A 24556-nucleotide genomic window follows, 5' to 3' on the forward strand; every position below is an offset into this window, starting at 1 on the left:
CGGCCCGGGCTTCATCAATTTCACGTTCAAATCCGCGTTCTGGCAATCCGTGGCCCTGGACGCCCTGGCCCTGGGCGCCAATTTCGGCCGCGTGGACATTGGTCAGGGGCGCAAGGTCCAGGTCGAATATGTCTCCGCCAACCCGACCGGCCCGCTACACATCGGCCATGGCCGGGGCGCGGCCGTGGGCGACAGCCTGACCCGGGTGCTGCGCTTCAGCGGCCACGAGGTGCAGACCGAATACTACCTGAACGACGCCGGCCGCCAGATGCGCCTCCTGGGCCTGGCCGTGTGGGTCCGCTATCAGCAGGCCTGCGGTCTCGACATCGAATTTCCGGAAGACTGCTACCGGGGCGAATACATCAAGGACATCTCCAACCAGCTGTTGTCCGAACACGGCCGCGCCCTGCTCGATCTGCCCGAGGCCGAGGCCCTGGACCTCTGTTACGAGCGAGGCATGAAGGACATCCTGGACGGCATCAAGCAAGACCTGATCGACTTTCGGGTCGAGCACCAGCACTGGTTCTCGGAAAAGAGCCTGGTCGATGGCGGTCAGGTCGAGGCCACCCTGAACCGGCTTCTGGCCGAGGGTCTGGCCTACGAAAAGGACGGCGCCCTGTGGTTCAAATCCACGGATTTTGGCGACGACAAGGACCGGGTGCTCAAAAAATCCGACGGTCTGCTGACCTATTTCGCCTCGGACATCGCCTACCACGATCACAAGATCGGACGCGGCTTCGACATGATGGTCGACATCTGGGGGGCGGACCACCACGGCTACGTGCCGCGCATGAAGGCGGCCATCGAGGCCATGGGCAAGGACCGCGAGGCATTGCAGGTCATTCTCGTGCAATTGGTCAATCTCATCCAGGGCGGCGAACAGATCGCCATGTCCACCAGGGCCGGCAAGTTCGAAACCCTGGCCGATGTCTGCGCCGAAGTCGGGGTGGACGCGGCCCGCTTCATCTTTCTGTCCCGCAAAAGCGACTCGCACCTGGATTTCGATCTGGACGTGGTCAAACAGCAGTCCATGGACAACCCGGTCTATTACGTGCAGTACGCCCACGCCCGCGTCTGCTCGCTGATGCGCAAGGCCGAGGAACAGGACGTCAGTCTGCCCGCGCCGTCCATGGAACTCATGTCCCTGCTGACCACGCCCGAGGACAAAGCCCTGTTCAAGAGCCTGGACGCCTTCGCCGATACCGTGGAACTGGCCGCGCGCACGCTTTCGCCCCACCACGTCAGCTATTATCTGATGGAACTAGCCGGACTGCTCCACCGCTACTATACCGTGCATCACATTCTGTCCGGCGAAGACCAAAACCTGCTCCGGGCCAGGCTGCTTCTGTTCGGGGCCGTGGCCACGGTCATCAAGACGGGTCTCGACCTGCTCGGCGTGCACGCGCCGGAACGCATGTAGACGAGGTGGACCGGACTCATCATGATCACGCGCAAGCCACGCACCACCAAAAAAGAAAACAAAAAATTCATTTTCCAGCTTGGTCTCTCGGGATTTTTGTCCCTGGCCGTGCTGGTCGTCATCGGCATGGCCTGGTCCTTTATTCTTGGGGTCATTGTCGGACGCGGCTATCAGCCCGAGATAATGGCCCTGGAAGCGGCGCAACAAATCCTGCCCGAAGACTTCCCCCTCTTGACCGAACGCAACGAGGAAGTCCTCAAGGCCGAGGAACTGGAGTTTTTCGACAAGCTGAAGCAGGAGCCGAATCAGGTCGCGACGGCCTCGGCGCCGGCCAAGGCCGCACCCGCTCCGGCCCCGAAAGCCGTGCCCAAGGCGGCCAAGCCTGCCGCGCCCAAGCCCACGGACAAGGCCTCCGAAAAATCGGCGCCGACCGTGCCCGCCGATCTGGCCGCCGGCAAGGAAGAAGTGTTTGTTTTCAATTACCAGATCGCGGCCCTGGCTTCCATGGATCAGGCCCAGACATTCCTGAAACAGATCGCGCCCGGCGGATTCAAGACCTCGGTTGTCACGGCCACCCATGAAGGCAAGACGTGGTACCGCATTTACGTCCACCATCAGGGCACGGTCGACTCGGCCAAGACCTTGAAGGACAAACTCAAGGCGAGCGGCATCAACAGCATTCTGCTGCGCTCCCGCACTCCGCTCTAATCCCCACCAGGGGCGGTCCGGCCGCCCCGTGACGGAGAGTTTCATGCCCCATGATTTTTTTGACCTCGGCCCCCAGCAGGGCCGGAATATTTTTATCTTGTCCGTGCCCTTCGAGGGCACGGTCAGTTTTGGCACCGGCACGCGTCTGGGTCCCGAAGCCCTGTTCCGGGCCAGTGTGCAGATCGAATCCCTGGACGCGGAACTGGATCTGGACCTGGCCGACCTAGCCCACTTCACCCCCCTGGCCGAGCTGCATCTTCCGGTCAGCGGACCCGAGGGCGTGCACCACGCCATGCGGCAGCGGCTGCGGGAATTCAACGCCCGCACGGATTTCATCCTGACCCTGGGCGGCGAGCATTCCGTGCCCCTGCCCCTCTTCGAGTTCTACCACGCGGCATATCCGGACTTGGCCATCCTGCACATCGACGCCCACGCCGACCTGCGCCCCGAATACGAGGGCAGTTCTTTGTCCCACGCCTGCATCATGGCCAGGGCCCGGCAGATGGGCATTCCCCTGGCGCAAATCGGCATCCGCTCCATCTGCGCCGACCAGCGGGATTTCATGCGCGCCCAGGCACCGGAAGACCTGCTGACCCTGTTCGCCTGGGACCTGCCCGCCCCGGACGAAGCGGCCCGCCGCGTCCGCGCCTTCATTGGGGTCCGACCGCTCTACATTTCCTTTGACGTCGATGGCATGGACCCCGGCGTCATTCCCGGCACGGGCACGCCGGAACCCGGCGGCATCGCCTATGCCTGGATGACGCGCTTTTGGACGGAGCTGTGGCGGGACGGACGCGGCCCGGAGCTGGTGGGCATGGACATGTGCGAACTGGCTCCCATCCACGGCTCCCAGGTTTCGGAGACCGCCGCCGTCAAGCTTCTCCAGCGCATTTTCACGGCCTGGCTCGGATTTCGTCCGGCATGAACGAAGCCTTGACCGTCCATATCGAAAAGCTGCTCTGGCGCGGCCGGGGCCTGGCCCGTCTTGATTCCGGCCAGGTGGTCATGGTGGAACCCGGCGTTCTGCCCGGCGAGGATGTCCGTGTGCGCGTCGTCAAGACTGCCAAGGACTACATATTGGCCGAGGCCGAGGAAATTCTCGCGCCATCACCGCTGCGGCAAACCCATCCCTGTCCGCATGCCGACCGTTGCGGCGGGTCGCGCTTCGGCATTGTCTCCCCGGATCATGGTCTCCAGCTCAAGGAAGCCATGCTCCGCGACGCGGTCGGGCGGGCGTTGGGACGGGAACGCGGACCGCGCGCGCTGGAGAATCTGGAGGTGATCCCCAGTCCCCAGGGTTGGCGCTACCGCTGGCGCGGCCAGATCCACGTCCGAAACGGCCGCCCCCATGCCATGGCCCACGCCAGCAACGAACTGGTGACCTTGACGGACTGCCATCTCCTGGCGGCCCCCCTGGCCCGCTCCATGCCGGACCTGGCGGCGGATCTGCCCGACGGCCGGTTCACCATCGCGGCCAGTCCCGTGACCGGCGAAGCGGTCCACGAACGCTCGGCCAGGGAGCTTGAATTTTCCTTTCCCGACTTCGGCCTGTCCGTGCATCTGCCGGCCGCGACTTTTTTCCAGGCCAACTGGTCCCTCAATCAGGAACTGGTCCGCAGAACCGTGCGGGCCGTGGACGGAGCCACCCGCGTGGCCGACCTGTTTGCCGGGGCCGGCAATTTTGCCCTGCCCCTGGCCAGCCAGGGCAAGACGATCCTGGCCGTGGAAGGCTGCGCGGCCGCGACCCGGACCGGAGCGCGCAACGCCGCCCGGCTCGGACTGCGGAGCGTCCGCTTCCGCGACGCGGATCTGGGCAAACCCAAAGCATGGAAGATGGTCCACGACTTCGATCCAGAGGTGGTCATCCTGGACCCGCCGCGCACCGGCGCCAAAAACATCGCGCGGACCCTGCTGGCCCTGCCCGGCCCGCGCCGACTGATCTGGATCTCCTGCGACGTGGTCAACACCATCCGCGACGCCAAGCCGCTTCTGGAGGCGGGCTGGCAAATCTCGACCATGGCCCTGCTCGACATGTTTCCAGGCACCTGGCACATGGAAGTGCTCATGGTGCTGGACCGATAGCGCACGCCAAATCCCATTCATTTCTAGCCGACGAGGACGCGATGATCGCCGAGGGGATCAACAAAATCTGGCTCAAGCATTACGATCAGGAAGTCAGCCCGAATCTGGACTACGAAACCCTGCCGCTCCACCAGATCCTGGAACGCGCCGCGGCCAACTTTCCAAACCGCCCGGCCATCGTCTTCAACAACTGGACGGTCAGCTACAAAAAGCTCCAACGCCTAGTGGAACTGGCCAGCAGCAATCTGTACAGGGCTGGCGTGCGTCCCGGCGACCGCGTGGCCATCATGCTCCCCAACTGCCCGCAAACGATCATCTCCTACTGGGCCTGCCACCGCCTGGGCGCGGTTGTCGTCATGACCAACCCGCTCTACATGGAAAAAGAGATCGTCCATCATTTCAACGATTCCGGCGCCAAAACCCTGATCACCATCAATCTGCTCTGGAAGCGCATCCACGCCCTGCGCCCCAAGCTGAACCTGGATCGGATCTTCGTCACGTCCATGGCCGATTGTCTCGGTTTTCCGCTGAACATCCTCTACACCATCAAATCCCGCCGCGAATACAAGCTCGGCGCCATCCCCCACGACGGGCGGACCGTGATCCCCTGGAAAACGCTGCTGGCGCGCACGACCATTCGCGGGGCGCATCCCGTCGACCCGGTGAACGATCTGGCCATGCTCCAATACACCGGCGGCACGACGGGCGTGTCCAAGGGGGTCATGCTCACCCACGCCAACCTGACGGCAAACGCCCAGCAATGCCAGGCCGTGCTCTACTCCATCCGCGAAAACGGCGAGATCATGCTTGGCCTGCTGCCCTTTTTTCACATTTATGGTCTGACCGTGTGCGTCAATTTCGGGACCCTCATCGGCGCGACCCTGGTTCCGCTGCCCAAATTCGAGCCCCTGAACGTGCTCAAGACCATCGACAAACACCGTCCGACCATTTTCCCGTGCGCGCCGTCCATCTTCATCGCGCTGTTGCAACAAAAAAATCTGGAAAAATACGACCTGTCCTCGGTCCGCTACTGTATTTCCGGCTCCGCGCCCATGCCCGTGCCGGTCATGGAAAAATTCAACCGCCTGACCGGCGCGCATATCGTCGAGGGCTATGGCCTGAGCGAGGCCTCGCCCATCACGCACCTCAACCCGCTGCGCGGTAACAGCAAAAACGGCTCCATCGGCCTGCCCTTTCCGGATACCGAGGCGGCCATCGTGGACATGGAAGTGGGTTCCCTGCCCCTGCCCGTGGGCAAAATCGGCGAACTGGTCATCCGTGGTCCCCAGGTCATGCGCGGCTACTGGAACCGCCCGGACGAAACGGCCTCGGTCCTCAGAAACGGCTGGCTCTACACCGGCGACATCGCCTACATGGACGAGGAAGGCTATTTCTTCATCGTGGACCGCAAGAAGGACCTCATCCTGACCGGCGGCTACAACGTCTACCCGCGCGAAATCGATGAAGTTCTTCACGAGCATCCGGCCATCAAGGAGGCGGTCACCGTCGGCATCAAGCACAAGACCAGGGGAGAGATCATCAAGGCCTACATTGTCGTGCGTGAAGGGCACAACCTGACAAAAACCGAAATCCTGTCCTTTTGCCGGGAAAAACTGGCCAACTACAAGGTGCCCAAGCAGGTGGAATTCCGCGACGATCTGCCCAAGTCCATCGTCGGCAAGGTGCTGCGCCGCGTCATCCGCGAGGAAGAGGAGCGCAAAGGCCCCAATGAGGACGCCGTGGAGAACGGCGACAATGGCGCGGCCTGAGGGCCGCCCTTGACACGCCAATTTCCGGTACCTATTTGGTAACTCTCAAAGGGGAGTAGCTATCGGCCCGGACGCACGGTTCGGCCGACCCAGGGTCCGCCAATCCGGCCGCCCGCCCGGACCCGGGAATCCGACTTCAGTCGTGATCAGCCAGACCTTTATCCACAGCCATGCGGGTAAAGGTCTTTTTCTTTATCCGCGCACAACCCGGAGGAATCCATGAACACCATCAAAACCACGTTTCTCTTGACCCTCCTGACCCTGCTTTTGGTCGCCATGGGTGGCGCCATCGGCGGCAGGAGCGGCATGGTCATCGCTTTCATCATCGCCGGCGGCATGAACTTCTTCTCCTACTGGTATTCGGACAAAATCGTGCTCAAGATGTACGGGGCGCGGGAGGTGAGCCGCGCCGACAGTCCGGACTTTTACGGCATCGTGGAAAATCTGGCCCGCAAGGCGAACCTGCCCATGCCCAAGGTTTATGTCATTCCGTCGGACAGTCCCAACGCCTTCGCCACGGGCCGCAACCCCCAACACGCCGCCGTGGCCGCGACCCAGGGCATCATGCGCATCCTGTCCCGCGACGAACTGGAAGGCGTCATGGCCCACGAATTGTCCCATGTCCTGCACCGCGACACCCTCATCTCGACCATCGCCGCGACCATTGCCGGCGCCATCTCCATGCTGGGCAACATGCTGCAGTGGGCGGCCATTTTCGGCATGGGCAGAAGTGACGACGAAGAAGGCGGCGGCAGCGTGATCGGCGGCCTGGCCATGGCCATCATCGCGCCCATCGCGGCCATGCTGATCCAGATGGCCGTGTCCCGCTCGCGCGAGTTCATGGCCGATGAAATGGGCGCGAAAATCAGCGGCAACCCCCGCGCCCTGGCCAGCGCCCTGAACAAGCTGCAGCAGGCCTCGACCATGATCCCCATGCAGGAGGCCACCCCGGCCACCTCGCACATGTTCATCGTCAACCCGCTCACGGCCTCTCGTCTGGCCAGTCTGTTCTCGACCCATCCGCCCATGGAAGAGCGCATCGCCCGTCTGATGGCCATGGCCTGAACCTTCCGCACCGATGGCGCGCGGCATGTGCCACGCGCCATTTCGTGAACCAGCCACACTGCCATCCTGACTGGCACCAATCCTGCTTATCCCCTTCCGAGCGGCATTTCCCGCCGCCTGATTTGTCCACGTCACTCAGGAGACCACGAGCATGAGCATCTCCTCATCCATCTATATCGGCACCAGCGGGGTCATGGCCCAGCAAGAGAGCATGTCGGTCATTTCCGACAATATCGCCAACATGAGCACCGTTGGATTCAAGTCCTCGCGGCTTCTGTTCAGTAATTTGCTCAGCCAGGAACTCACTGGCGCCAGTGTTGGCAACCAGATCGGGCAAGGCGTTGGCGTGAGTTCGGTGTGGCGGGACATGGACGCGGGTCCCCTTGAAACCACCAACAATTCCATGGATATGGCTATTTCCGGGAATGGCTTTTTCATGGTTTCGCCGCCGGAATCCGAAGACGTGTATTACACCAAGGCGGGTAATTTCACCTTCGACAAGGATGGCTACCTGCTCGACCCCAACAAGAACGTCGTGCAAGGATACCAGCTCACGCCCGAGGAAATGAAGAACGGCCTGACCGCGATCCCGGCCGAGGATGCTCCTCTTCAGGATGTGAAACTGAGCACCGAAAACGGTGATCCCATTGTGTCCACTCCGGAAATGACCTCCAAGGTCCAGATGATGGTCAACCTGGATTCGGGGTCCCAGGATCTTTCCGTCAACGAGGACAGCCCGTTCACCGCCCTTTTCACCAACTGGGACGCCACAGCCGAGGAGCCCCTGGGCGCCGGCTCCTATACCTACACCTCGGCCCTGAAAATTTACGACGCCAACGGGGACGCCCATGTCGTCACCGCCTATTTCGATCCGGCCTCGGAGAGCACCGAGAGCCCCAGCGGGCACACCACCTGGGAATACCTGCTGACCGTGCCCCCGGAGGAAGACGGCTCCGCCCTGAACACCAAGGCCGGCATCCTCATGGCCGGCACACTCACCTTTTCTCCGGCGGGCGAGCTCGACAACCTCAGCGCGTTTCAGGGCACGACAGACGACGCGACCACGTGGACACCGGTGCCCCTGTCCGAGGATGGTTTCCCAACCTTCACCATGACCCTGGCCGACGGAACCGCCATCACCAGTTCCCTGGATTTTGGCGTCAACGCCACCGGGGAGTGGGATCTCAAGGGCGGCGCGGCGACCATGGCGGAACTGGGCAACGACCCCACGGCACTTCCCAAGCTCGCGGACCCACAAAAGAATCCGTTGAGCACCACGGCCTACGCCACGGGCTCCAGCACCATCCATCAATCCCAGAATGGGTATGCGGAGGGGGCATTGCAATCGACCCATGTCGACGGCAACGGGATTATCGTGGGCAAGTTTTCCAATGGGCAAGAGCAAGAACTTTACAAAATCGCGCTGGCGGACTTCATCAATCCCCAGGGGTTATTCCGGGAAGGCGGCAATTTGTTCTCGGCCACCAAGGATTCCGGGGCCGCCACCAGCGGCTGGGCCGGCGAGGGCAAACTGGGATCCATCGTGGGCAGCACGCTGGAAAACTCCAATGTCGATCTGGCCACGGAATTCGTGCACATGATCACCACGCAAAAGGCCTTCGACGCCAACAGCAAGGTCATCACCACGTCCGACCAGGTCGTGCAGACCGCCCTGGGCATGAAGAAGTAATCAGACCCAGGTTTCGCCCCGGGCGATCACGGTCACGGGGCCGAAAATCCAGGGGGCCTCGCCTGGTTCCCGGCGCACGCCGATCTCGCCGCCACTGGGCTGCAAAACGTGCAGGCTGGTGGGAAAATTTTGCCGCCTGCCCAGCCACAGGGCCAGGGCCAGACTGCCGGACCCGCAACCCGTCTCGAAGCAGATCGAATCCGTGAACCGGACCCAGACCACGGGCCGAATGGCCTGGACGCCGTGTTCCTGCCGATGCCAGACACACCCCACGGCATCTTCCGCCGTCAAACCGAAACGCTGCCGCAACTCCGCCGCGACCCGGCCATAATCGGCCGGAAACGGATGCGCGCGTTCATCCAGGCAGAGATGCACAATGCCCGGTAGCCGGACCAAACCGATCCCCGGCCCGACCTCGCTGACGGCATCCACCGCCGGCATGGGCATTTCCACCCCGCACTCCAGTTCATTTCCCATGGGCACGACGCGCACGGCCAAAGGACGATCCGCACCGGAAACGCGCAACACGCCACGCCACGACCCGTTCTCGTCGGCCAATCCCCGTCCTTCCCGATACATGACTGCGGCCGCGGCCCGGCAGGCATTGCCGCAAAACTCGCCGCCCATCATGTCCAGGCGCACCGGCGTGGACGAAAGATCCAGATAGCCGACCTGTTCGGCCTGCAGGTGGTTCGCGTCCAGAAGAGTCCGGGCCAAGGGCGCGCGGTCTTCCGGAGCCACGGGATCGAGAACGAGGATCGTGGCGTTGCCTCCAGGGCTGATCTTATAGAAACGCAACGTGCGCATTGGAACCTCCTTGTGCGAAAAGCCGTGCCTAGCCCATGCCGCGCGCCTCGGCAACACCGGCTTGACCCTCCCCTATCCCCCGGTTAGGACGAACTTTTTCGACCCCAAGGCGGCACATCCATGACCTCGTATCTCAATGCCATTATCCTCGGCATTGTCGAAGGACTGACCGAATTTCTGCCCGTGTCCTCCACCGGGCACCTGATCATCACCGGCCACCTACTCGGCTTCACCGGCCCCAAGGCCGAAACCTTTGAAATCGTCATCCAGCTCGGGGCCATCCTGGCCGTGGTCGCGCTCTACTGGCCGACTTTCTGGGGTCTGATACGCCCCACAACGCGCACCTTCAGCGGCGTGCGCGGCATGTACCTTCTTTTCCTGACTTCGCTGCCAGCGGCCCTGCTCGGACTCTTCGCCCATTCCTTCATCAAGGACCATTTGTTCTCGCCCGTCACCGTGGCCGTGGCCCTGGCCGTGGGCGCCGTGGCCATCCTCATGGTGGAAAACCGAGCCAGCCGAAGCACGGTGCGCGATCTGGACGCCATCACGCCGGGCCTGGCCCTGGGCATCGGCTGCTTTCAGTGCCTGTCCCTCTGGCCGGGATTCTCGCGCTCGGCGGCAACCATCATGGGCGGCATGATTTTGGGGAGCGAACGCAAGGTGGCCGCCGAATACTCCTTCATCGCGGCCGTGCCCCTCATGTTCGCGGCCACGGGCTACGACCTGCTCAAAAGCTGGACCCTGTTCAGCCCGGACGATTTGACAGTCCTGGCCGTGGGCTTTCTGGTGTCTTTCGTGTCGGCCTGGGCGGCGGTCAAAATTTTCATCCAGCTCCTGGGCCGTCTGACCCTGCGTTCCTTTGCCTGGTACCGGTTGGCCCTGGCACCCATCGTTCTGGCGGTGTTCTGGCCGTGAGCACGGAAACGGAGTCCAAATTCCGCCTGGACGACTGCCCGGCCCTGGAGCCTCGCCTCGCGGCCATGGGAAAACTCCGCACGCCCTGGCACTTCGAGGCCAACACGGTCTACGACCGCGACGGCGAACTCCTTGGCGCGCGCAAGCTGCTGCGCCTCAGGCAGGCTGGCGACGAGGCCCTGCTGACCTTCAAGGAACCGCTGGCCGAACCCTCGCCGGCCGGCGTCAAGGCCCTGCGCGAAGTCGAATGCGCGGTGGCGTCCTTCACCCAAATGGACCTTGTCCTGCGCGGTCTGGGCTACGTGGCGCGCCTGCGCTACGAAAAATTCCGGGCCGTGTGGGATATGGCCGCAGCCCGCGTTTTTCTCGACATCCTGCCCTTTGGCCATTTTCTGGAAATCGAGGGCACGCCCCAAGCCATCGCGACCACGGCCCAGGCGCTTACGCTCGATCCGGGCCTGGCCCTCGGCGCCAATTACCACGAGCTGCACCAGGCGTGGCGGGCGGACAACGCCCTGCCGCCCATGGACGACATCCTTTTCACCGAACCGGAAAAAACACGGCTGGCCGGCCTGCTGGGCCGCGCCGCCATCCAAGGAGAATCATGCTGACCGAAATCCAGCTCGAAAAATATGCCCAGGTTCTTTTCTGGGGCATGCAAAAAGCCCGCGTCACCCCCTTTGTCCCCGGCGATATCGTGCTCGTACGCACGGATCTGGCCGCCCTTCCCCTGGCCGAAAAGGTCCAGATCCTACTCCTGACCAAGGGGCTCAATCCCGTGGTGCGCATCAATCCGACAAGCGGCCTCGAAAAAGGCTATTACACCGCGGCCGGAGCCGACCAGCTGTCCTTCGTCGTCCCCGGGGACCGGGAATTGTACGAACGTCTGGATGGCCTAATCTCGCTTTTGGCCCCGGATTCCATCACTCACCTGAAGGATACACCGCCAACCAAAATCGCCACCGCCGCCCTGGCCCGCAAATACCTGCGCGACATCCTGGACCAGCGCGAGGCCGAACGCCACTTCGGCTGGACCCTGTGCCTCATGCCCACGCCCGCCCTGGCCGAAAACGCGGGCCTGAGCGAAGCCGACTATACGGCCCAAATCGTGCGCGCGGCCTATCTGGATGACGTGGACCCGGCCACGACCTGGGAGAACATTTTCCGCGAGGCCGAAGCAGTTAAAACATGGCTCAACGCCATGGACGTGGACCATTACCATGTGCGCTCCGCCGGCACGGACCTGCGCGTGTATCCCGGCCAGTCCCGACGCTGGATCGGCGTATCCGGTCACAACATCCCGAGTTTCGAACTCTTCCTCTCACCGGACTACCGTCGGACCGAAGGCGTCTACCACGCGGATCAGCCATCTTATCGCAACGGCAACCTGGTCAGCGGCGTGACCCTTGAATTCCGCGAGGGCAGGGCCACGGTGCTCAAAGCCGACCAGGGTGCTGATTTCGTCCGCTCCCAGTTGGAAATGGATCCCGGCGCCTGCCAGTTGGGCGAATTTTCCCTGACCGACAAACGCTTTTCGCGCATCGACGCCTTCATGGCCCACACCCTGTTCGACGAAAACTTCGGCGGCGCGAACGGCAACTGCCACGTGGCCGTGGGCGCATCCTACGCCGACACCTATGCCGGCGACCCGGCCGATCTGACACCGCAACGCAAGCAGGAACTGGGTTTTAACGACTCGGCCCTGCACTGGGATCTGGTCAACACCGAGTCCAAAACGGTCACGGCCGTGCTCACAAACGGCCAAAGCGTGGTCGTCTACGCCGACGGCATGTTCCAATTCGACGCGGCCCAAAAATAACCCCGGACCCGGCGCACAAAAAAGGGTCCGCCAGCACCATGCCGGCGGACCCTCGTGCATTCAAACAGGGCAACGTCTATTTGCCGTGGTGCAAATCCTCGCCGATTTCCTGGAGCAAGGTCTGGATCACGGCCAGTTTATCACGGTGCTTGCCGTCCAGGCGTTGGTCCAGATCCTGGGTGGCATGGGCCATTTCCCGGACTTGATTTTCCATGGTCATGCTGGTTGTCCTACGCGGCAGGGAATTGAGTTCCGTGACCTTGCCGTCCAAAACAGTGTGTCGATTGTCCAGGTCGAGCACGGCCTGGTTCAGGCTTTTGAGCTCCTCGATTTCGCGGCCCAGGCCGGTCACGTTTTGCTGCAGGGCATAGAAAAAGACAAAAAGCAGCAGCAGCGCGGCCATGGCAATACCCACGGCGATCCGATCCGTTCCAACCTTTTCCTTCAAATCCATAATCCCTCCTGCGTGACAAAATCCGCACACCATGACCGGGCGCCCAATTAATTGATAAGCGCCTGCAAGGGCGCGGGAATGGCTCCACCCCGGCCGATAAATCCGCCGGACACGTTATTGCAGCGCACCGGCATGATTTCGGCCTCGCCCAACAGACCTCCGAAAAAGACCTTGTCTCCGGCTTTTTTACCCAACACCGGGATAAGGCGGGCGGCCGTGGTTTTTTTGTTGATCATGCCGATGGCCATTTCGTCGGCAATAATCCCGGACAAGGTTTCAGCTGTTGTGTCCCCGGGCAGGGCGACCATGTCCAGACCCACGGAGCAGACAGCGGTCATGGCTTCGAGCTTCTCCAGGCAAAGCTGTCCACTGGAGGCGGCCGCCGCGATATTGAGATCCTCGCTGACCGGAATAAACGCGCCGCTGAGGCCCCCGACACGGGAGCTGGCAAAGGCCCCGCCTTTCTTCACGGCGTCGTTGAGCATGGCCAGGGCGGCCGTGGAGCCGGGGACACCAATGGCACCCAGACCCAGGGACTGGAAGATCTCGCCGACGCTGTCACCGACATTGGGGGTCGGAGCCAGGGACAGATCGACGATGCCGAACTCCACACCCAGAAGCCGGGCCACTTCGCGGCCAATGATCTCGCCGACGCGGGTCACTTTGTAGGCCGTACGTTTGATGACATCGGCCAGCTGCCCCAAATGGGCGCCAGGGTTGTCGGCCACGGCCCGGTCAATGGCCTTCCTGACCACGCCAGGGCCACTGACCCCGACGTTGATGACCGAGCTGGCCTCGCCCACGCCGAGATAGGCTCCGGCCATGAAGGGCACATCCTCCGGGATGTTGGCAAAGACGACCAGCTTGGCGCAACCCAATGCGTCGCGGTCCTTGGTACGCTCGGCCGTGGCCTTGATGGTCCGCCCCATGAGGGCCACGGCGTCCATGTTGATGCCGGCACGGGTCGTGGCCACATTAACGGACGAACACATGCGGTCGGTCACGTCCAAGGCCTCGGGGATGGCTTCGATCAGGGCCAGGTCACCCTTGGCCATGCCTTTCTCGACCAGGGCTCCGAAGCCGCCGATGAAATCGACGTTCACATCCTTGGCGGCCCTGTCCAAAGTCTTGGCGACCTCGATCATGCCCCGGCTGTCGAACGGCGCGGCGGCCACGGCGATGGGGCTGACCGAAATGCGCTTGTTGACCACCGGGATGCCGTAGCGGTCTCCAACCTCGTCGCACACGGTGACCAGATCCTTGGCCAAGGTGGTGATGCGGGTATAAATGGTGTCGGTGAACCGGGACAGGTCGTGCGAGGCGCAGTCCAGAAGGCTGATGCCCAGGGTTACGGTGCGCACATCCAGGTTCTCGTTCTTGATCATGGACAATGTAGACAGAACTTCGCGGTCATTAAGCATGCCGGATCTCCTAAATGCGGTGAATCGTTTCAAAAATATCGCGGTGCTGAACGGATACGTCCAGCCCGAATCCGGAGCAGGCATCCTGCATGACGTGACGCAAACGGCGGTGGTCGACGCCCTGGGGCATGTCCACCTCGAAAATCATGATCATTTCATCCACGCCCGCCTCCTGGGTGATGATGGCCCGAAAGTTGGTCACATTGCAGGACAGGGACGCGATGGCCGCGGTCACGCCGGAAATGGTGCCAGGCTTGTCCGCGCCCCTGGTGGTGATGACAAAAGGCTGGGCCGCGTCGCTCTTGGGCGCGGGCACAGTGGTCATGGGCCGCAGATGGGCGCTTAAATCCATGGAGTCCAAGGACCGGTTCAACGCCTGTCCGATTTCTTCCAGGGGATGATTATCCGGATTGAGCACGATGAAAATGGACGCGAACTCGGTTTGCAGAATGGTCTGACTGACGTCCTCGATATTGCAGCCATGTTCGAATAAAATTGTCGATATATTAGCCAGAATGCCCGGCTTATCCTTACCGATGACAGAGAGCACGAATTTTTGCATAGACATGTAGACCTCCAAAAAAGTCCTGTTCTTTTGCGCGGGGCCGCCAGGAGCGTCAAGCCTTTTACGGTCCTGGCCAAGCGACGACGGATAAGCTAGGGAGCCCGCACCGCACACCAATCACGCACGAGGTAGACATGACACGCATTGGAACCCCCCTCTCCCCCACGGCCACCAAGGTTCTCATGCTCGGCTCCGGCGAGCTGGGCAAGGAAGTGGTTATCGAACTCCAACGCCTGGGCGTGGAAGTCATCACCGTGGATCGCTATGCCAACGCCCCGGCCATGCAGGTCGCCCACCGCGCATACTCCGTGTCCATGCTGGACGGAGCGGCCCTGCGCCGGATCATCGAATCCGAAAAGCCCGAGTACATCGTTCCTGAAATCGAGGCCATCGCCACGGACACCCTGGTTGAGCTGGAAGCCGAAGGCTTCACCGTCATCCCCACGGCCCGCGCCGCGAAACTGACCATGAACCGCGAAGGCATCCGCCGTCTGGCCGCCGAGGAACTGGGTCTGGCGACCTCGCCCTACCGATTCGCCGAAACCCATGCCGAATATCTCGCCGCCATCAACGCCGTGGGTATGCCCTGCGTGGTCAAGCCCATCATGAGCTCCTCAGGCAAGGGACAGTCCGTGGTCGGAACCCCGGACGACATCGAAAACGCCTGGAAATACGCCCAGGAGGGTGGTCGCACCGGCGCGGGCAAGGTCATTGTCGAGGGCTTCGTGGATTTCGACTACGAAATCACCCTGCTCACGGTCCGCCATAGTGGCGGCACGACTTTTTGCGCGCCCATCGGGCATTACCAGAAAGACGGGGACTACCAGCAATCCTGGCAGCCCCAGCCCATGAGCGAGACAGCGCTGAACGAGGCACGGCGCATGGCCGAAGCCGTGACCGGCGCACTCGGGGGGCGCGGTATCTTTGGAGTGGAACTTTTCGTCAAGGGCGACAAGGTCTACTTCAGCGAGGTTTCGCCCCGCCCCCACGACACCGGGCTTGTCACCCTCATCTCTCAGGATTTGTCCGAATTCGCCCTGCACGCCCGGGCCATTTTGGGCTTGCCCGTGCCAACCATCCGCCAGCACGGACCATCGGCTTCAAGCGTCATTCTGGTTGAAGGCGCTTCCACGCGGGTCCGTTTTGGAGGCCTCGAAAAGGCTCTTGCCGAGCCGGACACGGACCTGCGCCTGTTCGGCAAGCCGGAAGTTTCTGGCAAACGACGCATGGGCGTGGTCGTGGCCAGGGACGAAAACGTGGACAAGGCCGTGGCCAAGGCCAAGCGCGCGGCGGCGGCGATCACGACCGAACTCTGAACATGGCGGGCCAAGGAATTTCTTGTCTTCCGCCAAGGCCTCCACTAGATAGAGCCATCCCGGCGATATCCGCCAACCACCCAGGCAGATCCCGTTACGCATCGGCAGCAATGCGGCGCAACCGGACCGCGTCCGATCGCAGTCAAGGAGACTTCATGTTCAAAAAATTTGTTCTTGTGTGTTGTTTTGTTTTGACGTGTGCCCCAGCCTACAGCGGCGTCAAGGAACACCGTGCCCTGGCCGAGGAACTCATCAAGATCACCGATGGGGACACGGTCATGGAAAAAATGAAGGCCCAGGTGGCCATGATCTTCCAGCAGATCACGGCCCAGATGAATGTCCAGGAAGCCGACAAGCCCAAGCTTGAGAAATATTCCAAGCGGTTCGATGCCATCCTCAAAGAGGATATGTCCTGGAACAAGGTGAAGGACCAGTATCTGGATCTCTACACCAAGGTCTTCACCGAAGAGGAAACCAAGGGTTTGGTTGATTTTTACAAATCCGACCTGGGCAAGAAGGTCACGGCCAAAATGCCCGAGCTCATGCAGCAGAGCATGACCGTGGCCCGGTCGTACATGCAGAACGTGGTCCCCAAGCTGGAAGGTCTGACCGAGGAAATGCGCAAGGAATTCGCTCCGGCCGCGCCCGCCGCTCCTGCTCCCGCGCCAGCCCCCCAGAAAGACGGCAAAAAATAATTCTCCCGGAATCAGGACTCATGAAGGCTCCCCGGAATTACCGGCGGAGCCTTTTTTTTTGCGCGCGGCCGGGATGGGTTCAGGACGCCAGCAGGGCGCGGATTTCGCGCCGGGCGGCTTCCTGGAAGGCAGGGTACGCAGCCTTGAGCGGCGCGGACAGTTCCATGGACCATTCAGTGATGGTCAGCGGCTCGACGCCGATGACGACGAGTTCGGGGCGATGCCCGAGCAGGCTGGCCATTTTCAAGGAATCGAGCAGGTCAATGTCGTGCAGGGACAGGCTTTGTTCCTCGTTGTCGCGCAGGTTGGCCTCGGTGAACCGATACACCGTGCCCGGCTCCTTGCCACCCTTGACCGCGTCCAGCACGAGCACTTTTTCGTATTCCTGAAAAATATAAAAAATATCCTGGGTAAAGGTGGCCCCATCCAAAAAATCGACCAGGCTGGAATCCCATTCACTTTCCTTGGCCAGATCGTTGACCGCGTGGACGCCCGCGCCTTCATCGGTCAGCAGCAGATTTCCCACCCCAAGCACCAAAAGTCGTTTCATTGAATCTCCCTTGGCCAAATCTGAAAAAAAAGGGCCGGTTTCCCGGCCCTCTCGTGATACCACTAATCCGCGTTAGTCAACGGTGACAACGTGTTCTTCACCGGTCTCAGCGTGCAGCACGTGCACGGCACAGCCCAGTCACGGGTCAAAGGAGCGTATGAGCCGCCCCACATTGACCGGGTTCTTGATGTCCGGAACCGGCACTCCGATGAGCGCTTCCTCGATGGGACCCCGCTGTCCCATGTCGTCCATGGGGTTGGCGTTCCACAGGGTCGCGGACACGATCTGGTAATTGTCGATCTTTTTGTCCTTCACTTTCAGGAAGTGCAGCAAGGAGCCGCGCGGCGCCTCGGTGAAACCGGTACCTTCGCCAGCATCCGGAATTTCGGACTTGACGTAGGTCTCGGCTCCGGGTTTGCACTCCTTGAGCCAGCCTTCAATGGCCATGGCCGTGAGGTAGGACTCCTCGGCCCGGGCCACGTGACGTCCCATGATGGAGAAGGCCTTGTCGCCCAGATCGCGGAATTTCTTGGCCTCGATCCCATACAGGCTCTTGAGCATCTTCTGGCCGACGGGGCTCAGTTCGGGATTTTCCACCCACATGCGGGCCAACGGACCCACTTCACAGGGCTTGTCCTTGTAACGCGGGGACTTGATGAAGCTGTAGGCGTCCTTCTTGTCCGGGTTGGGGTTGGTCTCCCCGACGCTGTAATGCAGGCCGCCGGGAGTGGACTGATCGAAGAAGGAATGACCAACGTATTCCTTGACGAGCTTGGAATCGAACGCCTCGTCCTTGCCGTCAATGTACACGCCGGGCTTGAGCAGGAAGGTCTTGTAGTCGTCGTCCTGCGGGAAGACGCCAAAAGCAACGACGTTCTTCCAACCGATGCCCGTTGCGAAGAGATCGGTATAGACCGAGCCCAGGGTGTAAATAAGGGGCAGGTATTCATCAAGAATGAACTTCTGCACTTCCTTGAAACGGGCCGCGTATTCAGCCAGCTTCTCGGCCGTGGGAATCTCGGTGGTGCCACCGACGACCAAGCCCTGGACGTGCGGCATGCGGCCACCGAACATGGCGACCATCTCATGACAGATGCGACGGATTTCCAGAGCCTTGAGGTACTGGTTCAGGCCGTAGGTGTTGGTCGCGTCCGCCTTGGCCGCGTCCTTGATGCGATCGGTCAGGAGGTCGGCATTGGCATAGCGGGGCACGAAGGGGGAAACATCCGGTCCCTTGACGAAATCCAGGGCGGCCAGATGATAGAAATGCAGAATATGGGACTGCAAATAGTTGGCGCCCAAAATCAGATTTCTGGTGATACGGCCATTACTGGTGACCTTCACGCCAAACGCTTCGTCCTGGGCCATGACCGAGGCCGTGGCGTGGGCCGTGGGGCACACACCACAGATGCGTTGCACGATCTGGGAGGAATCCCGAGGATCACGACCCTTGAGGATCTGCTCGAAACCGCGGTACATGCCGCCATAACATTTGGCGTCGGCAACCTTGCCGTCCTTGACCTCGACCTCGATCTTCAGGTGACCCTCGATTCGGGTCACTGGATCGATAGCAATCTTGATTTTCTGCCCTTCAGCGCCAGCTGCGGGGGTAGCTGCTTGTGACACGTGTGTCCTCCTTAATTATTCCGCTACATAGAAGGGAGACTTGCCATCCGGAAAGTCTGGTTCCACACAACCGATGCACACGGCGTTCTCGACACACCAGTTGATGCCACCGTTCCAGCGACGCTTGAAACAGTCGGCATAGGTGGACGGGCCCTTGCATCCGAGTTCGGCCTTGCAGCCGGGCTTGGTGAAGGTTTCCGCGAACTCGGACTTGTCATACAGCCCAACATACGGACAGTTTTCATGAATGTTTTCGCCGAAGAACAGCAACGGACGGCCGTCGTCATCCAATTCGGGCAGGGGATGTTCCTTGGGATTGAGCACATGGCTCCAGGCCGCGACCAGGGTGCCGACCATCCAGTCCGGATGGGGCGGGCATCCAGGCACGTTGACCAGCAGTTTCTCGATTTTCTCGTCCGCGAAAAAGTCCCGCACGCTCTTGGACCCGGTGACATTGCCAGCGGCCGCCGGAATGCCGCCAAAGGCGGAGCAGGTGCCCACGGCCACGGTGGCCAGGGATTTGGGAGCCAAATCACGGACAAGATCCATCATGGTGACTTCCTTGTGATGCCCCATGGCATCCTTGGTTTCACCAACGATACAGTAGCGTCCTTCCTTGGCCGTGGGGATGGCGCCCTCGACCAGTAGGAAGAATTTTCCATCGAACTTCTTGGCGACTTCGTACATGTGCTCCAGTGCCATTTCACCTTCACTGGCCATGACCGTGGGATGGAATTCAAGGCTGATCACGTCCAGCAGAATCTCCTTGATTCTGGGATGGACGGAGTTCAAAAGCGACACGGAACAGCCCGTGCAGCCCTGACCCTGAATCCAGATGACCGGAGCCTTCTTGGCGCCCTCGGTCATGGCGTGCAGGATGCCGGGATGGTAGATCTGGGAAATACCCAGACCAGCCACGCCCGCGGAGCACAGTTTGACAAACTCACGTCTGCTAAGACTCATACCCTCCTCCTTAAGGTAACAGCGTGCAGAGACCTTGGCCTTTTTTTCACGAAGTCCAAGATATCCTTAAATTCTTTTATATGTCAACGTAGTTTTGATAGAATTTATCGATACAAAACACAAATACATTCAAATTATGAATGCACCGACAATATCAAAACACAGAATACAAAAGCCTCTTCAAAACGTGTTACAAATTATATTTAAATAATACCGAAATTCACCGCGATCCATCACGCACGCATTGCCCCAATCCATTTTGGGGACATTATCGCATGGTCATGCCCATCAAATTTTACACGGCATTGATCGCGTGTCGCATGGCCCGGGCCCGTTCGCGACACCGGACACATCATTTTTTAATCCGTTCCTCGTCCACGCCGATGCCGTGCGTCTTGAGCTTGCGATAGAGATACGTGCGTTCCAAACCGATGCGCTCGGCCAGGCGGGACACGCTGCCATCCACGGCCGCCAAGTGGTGGCGCAAAAAAACTTCCTCGAATCTGGAGCGGGCCTCCTTGAAGTCGGTCACGTCGCGCGCCTCGTCCGGCAACGGCTGAAGCTGAAGCGGCGGACGCTGGCGGACGGCCTGATACTCCGGGGGCAGCATGGCGCCGGTCACTTCCCGGCCGGGATAGAGGATAAACAGGCGCTCCACGAAATTCTTGAGCTCGCGCACGTTTCCCGGCCATGCGTAGCTCTTGAGCAGTCTCATGGCGTCGGGACTGAACCGAATGGGCCGCAAGCCCTGCTCCCGGATCATGCGCTCGGAAAAAAAGGCGATCATCTCCGGAATATCCTCGGTCCGCTCCCGCAGGGGCGGCACGGTCAGGGGAAAAACATTGAGCCGGTAAAACAAATCGGACCGAAAGCGCCCTTCTTCCATTTCCCGGCCCAAGTCCTTGTTGGTGGCCGCGATGACCCGGACATCGACCTTGATCGGTTTGATGCCACCAACCCGCTCGAAACGCTGTTCCTGCAGAATACGCAGCACCTTGGCCTGGGTCTTGAGGCTCATGTCCGCGATTTCGTCCAGAAACAGGGTGCTTTTGTCGGCCAGTTCGAATTTTCCCTTCCTGGCCTTGTCCGCGCCGGTGAAGGCGCCCTTTTCGTGGCCAAACAGTTCCGATTCGATCAACTCCTCGGGAATGGCCGCGCAGTTGACGCAGATCATTTCCCGATCGGCCCGACGGCTGGCCTGGTGGATGGTCCGGGCGGCGATTTCCTTGCCCGTGCCGTTTTCACCGGTGATGAGAACCCAGGCGTCGGTGGGGCCGACTTGCTGGATCAACTCGCGCAGACGCGTGATCCGCGCCGAAGCGCCCGAAATCCTGGGCAGGGGCTCGCTGTCAATGCGCGAGCGCAGGGCGCGGTTCTCCCGCTTCAGGTTGGACAATTCATACGCCCGTTCGGCGACGACAAGCACATTGTCCAGGGAAAGCGGTTTTTCAATGAAGTCGAAAGCCCCGGTCTTGAGCGCGGTCACGGCGGTTTCGATGTTGCCATGCCCGGAAATCATGATCACCGGCGTGTCCACGCCTCGCTCCTTGAGGGTGGACAGCACGGCCATCCCGTCCACGCCCGGCATCCAGATATCGAGAAAAATAATGTCGTGATTTCCGTCCTGGGCCAGGGTCAGTCCCTCGGCCCCGGACGCGGCCTCGGCCACGGTGCAGCCCTCGTCCTCGAAAATGCCGCGCAGGGAAAAACGGATGTCGTCCTCGTCGTCGATGATCAGGATGGACGCGTTGGAAAGCATTCACACCTCGCTGCGAACCGCCGGCAACTCAATGACGAAAACAGTGCCGGAAGGTTCGTTGGATTTGACCCGGATATGGCCGTGATGGTCGGTGACAATGGATTTGACGATGCTCAGGCCCAGGCCGGTGCCACCGCGCTTGGTGGAATAATAGGGCTCGAACATGCGGGCCTGTTCCTCGGGCTTGATACCCGGCCCGTTGTCGCGAATTTCCACGAAGACCCGGCCCTTTCGGGTCCGGGCATACAGCGCGGCCTCGACCCGGCCGTCCTCCCGGTCGACCAGCACCTCGGCCGCGTTGAGAAAAAGATTCAGGAACACCCGCTTCATGGCTTCGCGGTCCAGCATGACCAGGGGCACGGAGTCGCACCGCGCCACCCACTGGATATGCGTGTGGCTGCCCGAAAAAACGGCCATGGCCTCGCGCAGGATGGACTCCAGAGCGCAGGGAACAAGCGTCACTTCCGGCAACTTGGCAAAGGCCGAGAACTCGCGGACCATGTTTTGGAGATGCTCCACCTGACGGATGATCAGCTCGGTGCACTGCCCGAAGACCGGATCGGCCGCGGCCGCGCCAAACTTGCGCTGCAAGCGCTCGGCGGAAAGCTTGATGGGCGTGAGTGGATTCTTGATTTCGTGCGCGATGCGCCGGGCGACTTCCTTCCAGGCATCCAGGCGCTGCATTTTTTCCAGCTCGGTGATGTTTTCAAAGACCGCGACCATGCCGCTGGAGCCGCCCTCGCTGTCCATCAGGGCCACGGCGTTGACCAACAGTTTCTGGACCTCGCCGTTGACTTCCAGGTCCATGCGCCGCTGCCAGTGGGAGCCCGGGCTGCCTTGGAGCAGATTGGCCACTTCCTCGACCATGACCCGATGATTCGGGCCCAGAATTTCCAGCGCCGACTGCCCCAGCAATTGCCGGGCCTCGACCCCGATGATGGCCTCGGCGGCGCGGTTCATGGTCGTGATGCGTCCCGCCTTGTCCAGGGAAATCACCCCGGCCGTGATATTTTCCAAAATGGCCTGGACATAGTGATTTTTGGCCTCCAGTACCAGGTACTGGGCCTCCAGCCGGCGATTGGCCTGGGTCAGGTGGTCCTGGCTCTGTTCCAGATCCGCGGCCATGCTGTTGAAGGAACGCACCAAAAGGCCCAGTTCGTCCTGGGAGTCATCACTCAGGCGCACGGAAAGATCGCCCTTGGCGATGCGCTGGGTGGCGGCGGCCAGGGCCTGGACCGGAGCGCTGATTTCCCGGGCCAGCCGAAACCCGAACCAGGTCGCGCCAAGCAGAATCAGCAGGGTGATCAGACCCAGGACCATGTAGAGGGTCATTTTGACGGGATATTTGAGCGTGCGCAGCTGTTTGTATTCACCCACGCCCCGCGCCACCTGATCGAGCTTGGCCATGATTCCGCGACCGACCGAGGCGCCGGCCACGAAATATCCGCCTTCGTGCAAGCGCAGCACGCCCACGACCAGATCCTCGTTGTCCCCGGCCCAGAGAGTGGCCCAATAGCTGGCGGTCTCGTTCAACTCGGCCCAGGGAATGACCGTGCGCACACGGGGCCAGACGTCGGTCCACCCGGCCTCGGCCTGCCAGGTGGCGATATCGCGGGAGTTGTTCAGGGTACCGAGCAAGGTCAGGCCGAATTCCGGCCGTTTTCGATTCAACGCCGCTTCCAACCCCGTGGCGGCGGGCAGCAGGCGCTGGTCGCGCAGCTGACGGACCACGGCCCGGGTGCGCATCTCCAGGGCCTCCTCGGTGGCGGCGTAAAAATCCTGGCCCACGCTCAGGGCCTGTTCCATGGACGTCTCGACCTGGGCCTGAAACCAGTAGTCCACGGAGGTCTGCACGAACCAGAGGGAAATGAGAAACATGATCAGGGTCGGGACCAGGGATAAGGTGACGAAAACCACCACCAGCTTGGCCCGCAGGCCAGACCCCAGCACGCGGCGTCGTCGCTCCAGGATGAGCTTGATGACGTTGCGCAGGACCAGGAACAGAACCAGGAGCAGCAGAATCAGATTGAGATTGAAGAGGGCAAAAAAAAGGTAGGAATTCAGGCCCAGGAGATGGAGCTCGATCCAGGTCGAAAAAATGATGAGCACAATGCCCGTCACGGCCAGCCAGATCTCCCGCTGCCTCTTCTGGCGTTCCTTGACGGACCGCAGGTGCACGGGAATTGGTCGGGAAGGCTTGTCCATGACGTGGCCTCGATCAGTATTCGAAAGTCACTTCATACACGGTTTCGGGAACCAAATCCCAATTCACGAAAAAAAGCGGCGTGCTCACCCACTGGGACATGTTCGTGCGCAGGATTTTGAAGGTCATCCGCACCAGATACAGATTATTCCGCTCGATACGTTCCCATGGGGCCAGGGGCAGGGACAGGCCGGTCCAAAAGTGGTTCAGGTCGTCGCGGACGGTGTCGAACGCGAACGTGTGCCTGCCGCGCTCGTCGCGGACCACGCATTCCCTGGCCATGGGATTCCCGGCCACACGGCAGGAATACACGGCCTTGCCCATGGACACGTTCCATAATGCGGGCCGATGGCGGTACAGCTCGGCCTCGCAACTGACCTCGAACTCCCCCCCGCTCTGCAGCGCATCGAGAAGCGGCGCCTCGTCGTCAAAGGAGATATTGAACCCGATGGACGCGGATCCGTCGCGGTTGTCCACGCCCATGTCGGTCAGCATGGCAAAGCCGTCGGCCCGGGCCCCGGAAGCCCATGTCGTCAGCAGCCAGACGGCAATGTAAAAAATGAACGATCTTCTCTGAAAGAGCATAGTTTTTGAATTATACAAACGTAAGAGGAAACAAATTGTAATTTTCCTTGATTTTCACTTCAAGACGGGTATGCACTGACGGTATTTCCAGACCCTGATGAATGCCCGGCACGGCGCGCCTGAAACGGACAAGGCAATGGACGC

22 protein-coding genes are annotated in these 24556 nt (G+C 61.0%); 12 read left to right on the plus strand and 10 right to left on the minus strand.

The annotated features are described in order from the left end of the window. The 7 genes from EOL86_01610 to EOL86_01640 all read left to right on the plus strand — a co-directional run. Positions 1–1420 (plus strand): arginine--tRNA ligase (locus EOL86_01610; protein NCD24278.1); only part of this gene is annotated, 1420 nt, incomplete at its 5' end. A 21-nt stretch (positions 1421–1441) separates the two neighbouring features. Beyond that, positions 1442–2128, plus strand: coding sequence for an SPOR domain-containing protein (locus EOL86_01615; GenBank protein NCD24279.1), 687 nt, complete (start codon positions 1442–1444; stop codon positions 2126–2128). A 43-nt stretch (positions 2129–2171) separates the two neighbouring features. After that, positions 2172–3053, plus strand: a complete 882-nt coding sequence (gene speB, locus EOL86_01620; GenBank protein ID NCD24280.1) for an agmatinase — start codon at positions 2172–2174, stop codon at positions 3051–3053. Further along, on the plus strand, positions 3050–4210 hold the full coding sequence (locus tag EOL86_01625; protein ID NCD24281.1) for a class I SAM-dependent RNA methyltransferase: 1161 nt from the start codon (positions 3050–3052) through the stop codon (positions 4208–4210). The genes speB and EOL86_01625 overlap by 4 nt, the downstream gene beginning before the upstream one ends. 41 nt (positions 4211–4251) lie before the next feature. Next, a complete protein-coding gene (locus EOL86_01630) occupies positions 4252–5979 on the plus strand; it encodes a long-chain fatty acid--CoA ligase (GenBank protein NCD24282.1) in 1728 nt (575 codons plus the stop codon). Between the two features lie 219 nt (positions 5980–6198). Further along, complete coding sequence (gene htpX, locus EOL86_01635) at positions 6199–7044, plus strand: zinc metalloprotease HtpX (GenBank protein ID NCD24283.1); 846 nt, start codon at positions 6199–6201, stop codon at positions 7042–7044. 151 nt (positions 7045–7195) lie between these two features. Next, positions 7196–8734, plus strand: coding sequence for a flagellar hook protein FlgE (locus tag EOL86_01640; GenBank protein ID NCD24284.1), 1539 nt, complete (start codon positions 7196–7198; stop codon positions 8732–8734). Here the strand turns inward: EOL86_01640 and EOL86_01645 are convergent, their stop codons facing one another. Next, a complete protein-coding gene (locus EOL86_01645) occupies positions 8735–9541 on the minus strand; it encodes a hypothetical protein (protein ID NCD24285.1) in 807 nt (268 codons plus the stop codon). Positions 9542–9661: 120 nt separating this feature from the next. Between EOL86_01645 and EOL86_01650 the strand changes: the two genes are divergently transcribed. From EOL86_01650 to EOL86_01660, 3 genes are read left to right on the plus strand one after another with little or no spacing between them, the layout of a single operon-like run. Then, positions 9662–10456: an undecaprenyl-diphosphate phosphatase gene (locus EOL86_01650; protein ID NCD24286.1), complete on the plus strand. Its 795-nt coding sequence runs from the start codon at positions 9662–9664 to the stop codon at positions 10454–10456. Then, the gene (locus tag EOL86_01655; protein ID NCD24287.1) at positions 10123–11067 is read left to right on the plus strand and encodes a CYTH domain-containing protein; all 945 of its coding nucleotides are present in this window, start codon (positions 10123–10125) and stop codon (positions 11065–11067) included. Before EOL86_01650 ends, EOL86_01655 begins: the two co-directional genes overlap by 334 nt. Next, positions 11061–12275: an aminopeptidase gene (locus EOL86_01660; GenBank protein ID NCD24288.1), complete on the plus strand. Its 1215-nt coding sequence runs from the start codon at positions 11061–11063 to the stop codon at positions 12273–12275. Before EOL86_01655 ends, EOL86_01660 begins: the two co-directional genes overlap by 7 nt. Positions 12276–12351: 76 nt before the next feature. On the opposite strand, the gene EOL86_01665 is transcribed toward EOL86_01660, so the two are convergent. The 3 genes from EOL86_01665 to EOL86_01675 are packed head-to-tail and all read right to left on the minus strand — an operon-like array spanning position 12352 to position 14718. Continuing rightward, the gene (locus EOL86_01665; protein NCD24289.1) at positions 12352–12729 is read right to left on the minus strand and encodes a hypothetical protein; all 378 of its coding nucleotides are present in this window, start codon (positions 12727–12729) and stop codon (positions 12352–12354) included. A 47-nt stretch (positions 12730–12776) separates the two neighbouring features. Further along, positions 12777–14150, minus strand: a complete 1374-nt coding sequence (locus tag EOL86_01670) for a PFL family protein (protein NCD24290.1) — start codon at positions 14148–14150, stop codon at positions 12777–12779. A 10-nt stretch (positions 14151–14160) separates the two neighbouring features. Continuing rightward, on the minus strand, positions 14161–14718 hold the full coding sequence (locus tag EOL86_01675; protein NCD24291.1) for an ACT domain-containing protein: 558 nt from the start codon (positions 14716–14718) through the stop codon (positions 14161–14163). Between the two features lie 131 nt (positions 14719–14849). Here EOL86_01675 and EOL86_01680 point away from each other — a divergent pair, with 131 nt between their 5' ends. Then, the gene (locus tag EOL86_01680; GenBank protein NCD24292.1) at positions 14850–16031 is read left to right on the plus strand and encodes a formate-dependent phosphoribosylglycinamide formyltransferase; all 1182 of its coding nucleotides are present in this window, start codon (positions 14850–14852) and stop codon (positions 16029–16031) included. 2 nt (positions 16032–16033) lie between these two features. Beyond that, entirely contained in the window at positions 16034–16726 is a 693-nt protein-coding gene (locus tag EOL86_01685; protein ID NCD24293.1) for a DUF2059 domain-containing protein, read from the plus strand. A 79-nt stretch (positions 16727–16805) separates the two neighbouring features. On the opposite strand, the gene EOL86_01690 is transcribed toward EOL86_01685, so the two are convergent. From EOL86_01690 to EOL86_01715, 6 genes are all read right to left on the minus strand, one after another. Then, positions 16806–17276 (minus strand): hydrogenase maturation protease, encoded by a 471-nt coding sequence (locus tag EOL86_01690; protein ID NCD24294.1) that lies wholly within the window; start codon positions 17274–17276, stop codon positions 16806–16808. Positions 17277–17348: 72 nt separating this feature from the next. Beyond that, entirely contained in the window at positions 17349–18902 is a 1554-nt protein-coding gene (locus EOL86_01695; GenBank protein ID NCD24295.1) for a nickel-dependent hydrogenase large subunit, read from the minus strand. A gap of 15 nt (positions 18903–18917) precedes the next feature. Further along, positions 18918–19865, minus strand: coding sequence for a twin-arginine translocation signal domain-containing protein (locus EOL86_01700; protein NCD24296.1), 948 nt, complete (start codon positions 19863–19865; stop codon positions 18918–18920). A 352-nt stretch (positions 19866–20217) separates the two neighbouring features. Continuing rightward, the gene (locus tag EOL86_01705; GenBank protein ID NCD24297.1) at positions 20218–21624 is read right to left on the minus strand and encodes a sigma-54-dependent Fis family transcriptional regulator; all 1407 of its coding nucleotides are present in this window, start codon (positions 21622–21624) and stop codon (positions 20218–20220) included. Beyond that, positions 21625–23829, minus strand: coding sequence for a HAMP domain-containing protein (locus EOL86_01710; GenBank protein NCD24298.1), 2205 nt, complete (start codon positions 23827–23829; stop codon positions 21625–21627). It lies immediately after the preceding gene. A gap of 13 nt (positions 23830–23842) precedes the next feature. Next, a complete protein-coding gene (locus EOL86_01715) occupies positions 23843–24412 on the minus strand; it encodes a DUF4390 domain-containing protein (protein NCD24299.1) in 570 nt (189 codons plus the stop codon). Between the last annotated feature and the right edge of the window lie 144 nt (positions 24413–24556).

The organism is Deltaproteobacteria bacterium, from assembly GCA_009930495.1.
In the GTDB taxonomy this organism is placed as follows: domain Bacteria; phylum Desulfobacterota; class Desulfovibrionia; order Desulfovibrionales; family Desulfomicrobiaceae; genus Desulfomicrobium.